This is a genomic window from Rickettsia australis str. Phillips (genome assembly GCF_000273745.1).
Classification (GTDB): domain Bacteria; phylum Pseudomonadota; class Alphaproteobacteria; order Rickettsiales; family Rickettsiaceae; genus Rickettsia; species Rickettsia australis.
Map to the genome: position 1 here is coordinate 1 of NZ_AKVZ01000008.1, position 5,190 is coordinate 5,190.

Below are 5,190 nucleotides of genomic sequence, written 5' to 3' on the forward strand. Positions count from 1 at the left end.
GTATAGAGCATTAGATTTGTAAGGAAGATGTAGAAAATTCTTTAATAAAAAACGGTAAGTATGTAAAACTTACTATGAAATATTTTAAGCTTAAAAATTATAACTCAGTGACAGGTCTTTCTTTTCCTAGGGCTCCAACATAATATTCTGTTACATGGTTATAATCATAATAAATAATTGATGTTTAGGATGATAGTTTTTGTGCTAATATTGTCAATTTTTCTTCATATAACTCACACGATTTTTCAAAATCCTCTTTTGTAATCTTTACAATTTTAGCTTCATCTGTATTTACTTTGAGTGCTTCAATATTTGCTGTTGAGTTATATTTTATTAAAGTTACTTTTTCTTTCTTTAGGAAAAGACAACATGTTTTTATTTTTGTCAATGCTGCTTTTACTTCTATTGAATACCTAGAACGAGTTTATCTAATAACATCTAATACCTTACAATTATTTTGAAGCGGTAATATAAGTCTTATTTATAAATGTCAATATAAATTAATATATTATTACTATAAGTATTAACAAATGCTAATTATTATAATTTTCTTTCACAAAATCGAAATAAACTGTTATTAATATAAAAAACCAATCTTAATCTAGTATATGCGTTCTTTATTTGTAGTAATTATATTCTTTCTAATGAGTAGTTGTAATTTAAAACCGGTATATAGTGAAAAATACAGTAGAAATAATGATTTAGAAGCTATTAAAGTGGAACCGATTAGAACAATTGAAGGAGCTGAGTTTTATCATCGTTTAACTAGTATTTTACCTCAGAAAGCAAAAGCAAAATACTTGCTTAAAGCAGAGCTTATCGCAACAACTATGCCTGCTACTATTGAAAAAAACTCCAATGTTTTAAGGGAGTATATTAATCAATTAGTTAGGTATAAATTAATTGATATAGAAAGCCAAAAGGTTTTAATTGAAGAGAAGTTTTACCAAAACACGTCATATAATGCTATTTTTACACCATATGCAACAAATGTTGAAAGAGATGAAACAGGAATAGACTTGGCATATCAAGCAGCAGAAGAAATTCGTAGCAGATTAATTTTATATTTAACACGGAAATAGTTAAGCTATGAAATTTTATTTTTCACAAATAGGTAGATTATTTGAACTAATAAAAGCTGGAAAGATTAGAGCTCTTTTACTATATGGTCCTGACAAAGGATATATAGAAAAAATTTGTAAGCACTTAGTAAAAGGCTTAAATATGCTACAAACTTCTATAGAATACGCAGATCTTAATATTTCATCTGTAGAAATATTACTTAATTCGCATAATTTTTTTGGTCAAAAAGAATTAATTAAAATTAGATCAATTGGGAGTTCACTTGATAAGAATTTAAAAACAATTCTAAGCAGTGATTATATAAATTTTCCTGTATTTATAGGGGAAGAAATTACTTCAAGTGGAAGCATTAGAAAGTTTTTTGAAACAGAAGAATATTTAGCGGCAGTTGCTTGTTATCATGACGATGAAGCAAAAATTGAACGAATTATTTTAGGTAAAGTAGAAAAAACTAATAAAGTTATAAGTAAAGAAGCGATCACTTATTTAAAAGCGCATTTAAAAGGTGATCATGATTTAATTTGTAGCGAAATAAATAAATTGATATGTTTTGTTCATGATGCACGTGAAATTACTTTAAACGATGTTCTAAAAGTTATAAGTAGCGAAATTACGGCAAACGGCAGTGATTTAGCAATGTATTTTTCAAAAAAAGATTATAGTAATTTTCTGCAAGAGCTGGAAATATTAAAAAAACAAAATATCAATGAAGTTCTAATTATTAGAGCATTAATAAGGCATTATTTAAATTTATACATAGTTTTATCGAAAGTAAAAAACGGTGCGCGTTTGGAACTCGCAATAAAATCATTATTCCCACCGATTTTTTATCAATATATTAATGATTTTACAAAGATAGCAAACAGTCTTAGCCTAACTGAATGTTTAGAGACTTTAAAACTGTTACAACAAGCGGAGGTGGATTATAAATTAAATCCTGCTGGTTTTGATTTACTTCAGAAAGTTATTGATGTCATTCCCGCATAGGCGGGAATCCAGAAAAAACAACTTTAATATTGATTATAAAAATTACATATTTGATAAAATAAACATATAAAAAATTTAGTTTTTTATATGTTCTACTGGATGCCAGCTTTCGCAGGAATGACATAAACGAGCCATGCAACAACTCATATATGATGCAGAGGTGCATAAATTATTTAAAAGGAAAATATAATTAGCAAATGTATGCCCAAGCCTGATTTTTCTGACCCTAACAAACAAATTCACGAAATAATTAGAGTTAATCATGCTGGAGAGTATGGGGCAAAGAGAATTTATCAAGGGCAACTAAAATATATCAAATCTCACAATGATCATATATTAATTAAAGAAATGCTTGATCACGAAGAGGTCCATCTAAATTATTTTGAAAAAAAATTACTAGAAAAAGAAGTAAGACCCACGTTTTTATTATTTTTTTGGCATCATTACGGATTTTTACTTGGTGCTTTATCTTCCTTGATGGGAATAAAAACGGCGATGCTTGTTACCGAGAGTATAGAAGAAGTAATAGAAAAACATTATGAACAGCAAATAAATTATTTAGAAAATAAAAATGTTGAGCCGGAATTATTAAATAATATTATTAAATTTCGATTTGATGAAATTGAACATAAAAATATTGCTATAATGAATGATAGTACTGAGGCAATATTTGCAGAAATAACTAGTAAAATAGTGAAGATAATTTGTCATATCTCTATAATTTTAAGTAAGAAAATTTAGAATTAACAGCTTGATTAGTTGAAAAATCTAGAAATATTTTACTTCTAAGATATTAAGAAGATAATACAAAAACATTAATAATATTATTAGAAATGGTGATGAAAAGAAAAACTTTTTTCTAATTTTTTCTTTATTTTTTGCATTTGTATTTTTTAGAATTAATAAATCTTTATTTTTATTAAACATAAGCTAATACTATTCGTAATTCCTTTATTTAATTTATGCCTAAACCTAATCTAGAATGAATAAATAAAGGTGCCAAGGGTTAAGCTCCGTTGCTGTAAGACAACAACCTACATTATACTTCATGATTTTACTCACTTATAATAATAGACCACTGGCATCACTTAATATTAAGTTTTGACAGATTGGTCTTACAACAATGGAGCTTAAATATTATTAGTGGTCTATATATTAGTTGAATAATATAAAGAGCCAAGAGATTTAGTTGTTATTAATAATAAATAATGTAATTCTGAGTTACGAGATATATTTTCTATATAATCTGTGTCTAGAATTTGCTTTTACATCAATAATAATTTATATTTATTTATATATTAAGATAGAACTTGAAAAATTGACTATCTCGTCTTTGTAAGTCCTCGAATACTGAATGTTTATTATACGCTCCGCTCCTCGACTTATAGACTCATTGCTCTCTTTTCCAAGTTGATTTTCGTATATCTATTCGTAAGTATAATTAGAAAATGATAAAATAAAATATGAATCCAAATTCACATCCTATTACTAAATCACACTTATTCCATATAGTAGACCCAAGCCCTTGGCCCGTCCTAACATCTTTTGCTTTACTTCTTTTGGTTATAGGCGGCGTCTCATTCATGCATGGCTACAAATTTAATATATATATTTTATCTGCAGGAGTTATTTCAGTAGGTTACTGTTTATATTCTTGGTGGAGAGATGTAGTGAAAGAAGGAATAGTAGAACATCAGCATACTAGTCCTGTTAGAAAAGGTTTACAAATAGGTATGGCGTTATTTATTTTAACGGAAATAGTATTTTTTGGTGTATTTTTTGCTTCTTTTTTTACATCAAGTCTATCACCCGTAGGTCTTTTAGACGGTGTATGGGTTGTAAAGCAGGGAATTTGGCCTCCACCTACAATTAAAACTTTTGATCCATTTGATATTCCTTTTATCAATACTTTAATACTACTCTTATCGGGTACTACCGTTACTGGTGCTCACTATGCCTTAGAAGAAAAAAATCAAAAAGATTGCGTAACTGCACTTGCTCTTACCATATTGCTTGGAATATTTTTTACAACTATGCAAGCATATGAATATTATCATGCGGCGTTTAAATTCACGGATGGTATATATGCTTCTAATTTTTACTTAGCCACGGGTTTTCATGGAGCTCATGTAATTATAGGTACTATATTTCTAATAGTTTGCTACTTTAGAGCAAAAAAAGGAGATTTTACTACAGAAGGTAATGGACATTTAGGATTTGAATTTGCTGTATGGTACTGGCATTTTGTGGACGTGGTTTGGTTATTTTTATTTACGTTTGTTTATATATTTGGAAGCTAAATTATACTATATGTGATTATAATGTTACTTAAAATAAGTGTTTTTAAAATATTTTTGCATATTAATTAAAATTGCATATATTTAGGAGTTGATTTATATATAAATAAATTATACATTACTTTTTTAAATGCTAATTATTTTATTGAGGTAAACATATGAACTTTCCTATTCGTAAATTAAACGAAGAATTAATCGATTATAATCTATCATTACGCATACTATTTACTATTTTAAGCGTTGCTATTATTATGGTAGCTTTTGATAGCTTAGGTAGTAATGTCGGCGATCCTGTAGGTGATGCATTGTGTAAGTTAATTAAAGTATTCAGAGGCAATACTGCAAAAGGTATAGCTGTTGTCGGTATAATTGTTCTGGGAATTCAAACATTAAGGGGAAAATTGCAGTGGGAAGTAGCTTTAGTAGTAGTTACTGCAATCATTATATTATTTAAAGCTCCAGATATTGTTAATATGGTATCTAGTGATACTAATACCTCAAATTGTGGTGTTTCCTAATACACTAATAAAAGTTATTATATATCTTTAGTAATACCTATAAGTTTTCGGCTTATGGGTATTTTAAGCGACGTTGTTACATAGCCTAAACATTGCCTGTGTGGATACCGAGTCGTCATTGTGAGGAGGTATTGTTACGTGGATATCGGTGTCATTCCTGCGGAAGCAAGGAATCCAGCATAAAGCGAGATAAATCAAGCTTTTAATTTCAAAAATTTTCTGTATTTATACTTTTTTTCTAGATTCCAGCTTTAGCTAAGAATGACATAAAGAGCATTTACCGGTCCACGCAACCGTTTTGACCT

General features: G+C 28.3%; 5 protein-coding genes and 1 pseudogene. 5 read left to right on the forward strand and 1 reads right to left on the reverse strand.

Annotated elements, in window-relative coordinates; genetic code table 11:
- Nucleotides 1-97 precede the first annotated feature (97 nt).
- Nucleotides 98-438: pseudogene (locus A452_RS11675) on the reverse strand (hypothetical protein).
- A 170-nt stretch (nt 439-608) separates the two neighbouring features.
- Here A452_RS11675 and A452_RS0100845 point away from each other — a divergent pair.
- The 5 genes from A452_RS0100845 to A452_RS0100870 all read left to right on the forward strand — a co-directional run bounded on the left by A452_RS0100845 (nt 609) and on the right by A452_RS0100870 (nt 4,885).
- The gene (locus A452_RS0100845; protein WP_014413119.1) at nt 609-1,082 is read left to right on the forward strand and encodes a hypothetical protein; all 474 of its coding nucleotides are present in this window, start codon (nt 609-611) and stop codon (nt 1,080-1,082) included.
- Nucleotides 1,083-1,089: 7 nt separating this feature from the next.
- Nucleotides 1,090-2,070: a DNA polymerase III subunit delta gene (gene holA / locus A452_RS0100850; protein WP_014413118.1), complete on the forward strand. Its 981-nt coding sequence runs from the start codon at nt 1,090-1,092 to the stop codon at nt 2,068-2,070.
- 201 nt (nt 2,071-2,271) lie between these two features.
- Entirely contained in the window at nt 2,272-2,811 is a 540-nt protein-coding gene (locus A452_RS0100855; RefSeq protein WP_014413117.1) for a demethoxyubiquinone hydroxylase family protein, read from the forward strand.
- A gap of 722 nt (nt 2,812-3,533) precedes the next feature.
- On the forward strand, nt 3,534-4,370 hold the full coding sequence (locus tag A452_RS0100865) for a cytochrome c oxidase subunit 3 (protein ID WP_014413116.1): 837 nt from the start codon (nt 3,534-3,536) through the stop codon (nt 4,368-4,370).
- A gap of 155 nt (nt 4,371-4,525) precedes the next feature.
- Nucleotides 4,526-4,885 carry a TrbC/VirB2 family type IV secretion system protein gene (locus tag A452_RS0100870; protein ID WP_014413115.1) on the forward strand — a complete coding sequence of 120 codons (360 nt, stop codon included), beginning with the start codon at nt 4,526-4,528 and terminating at the stop codon, nt 4,883-4,885.
- Nucleotides 4,886-5,190 lie beyond the last annotated feature (305 nt).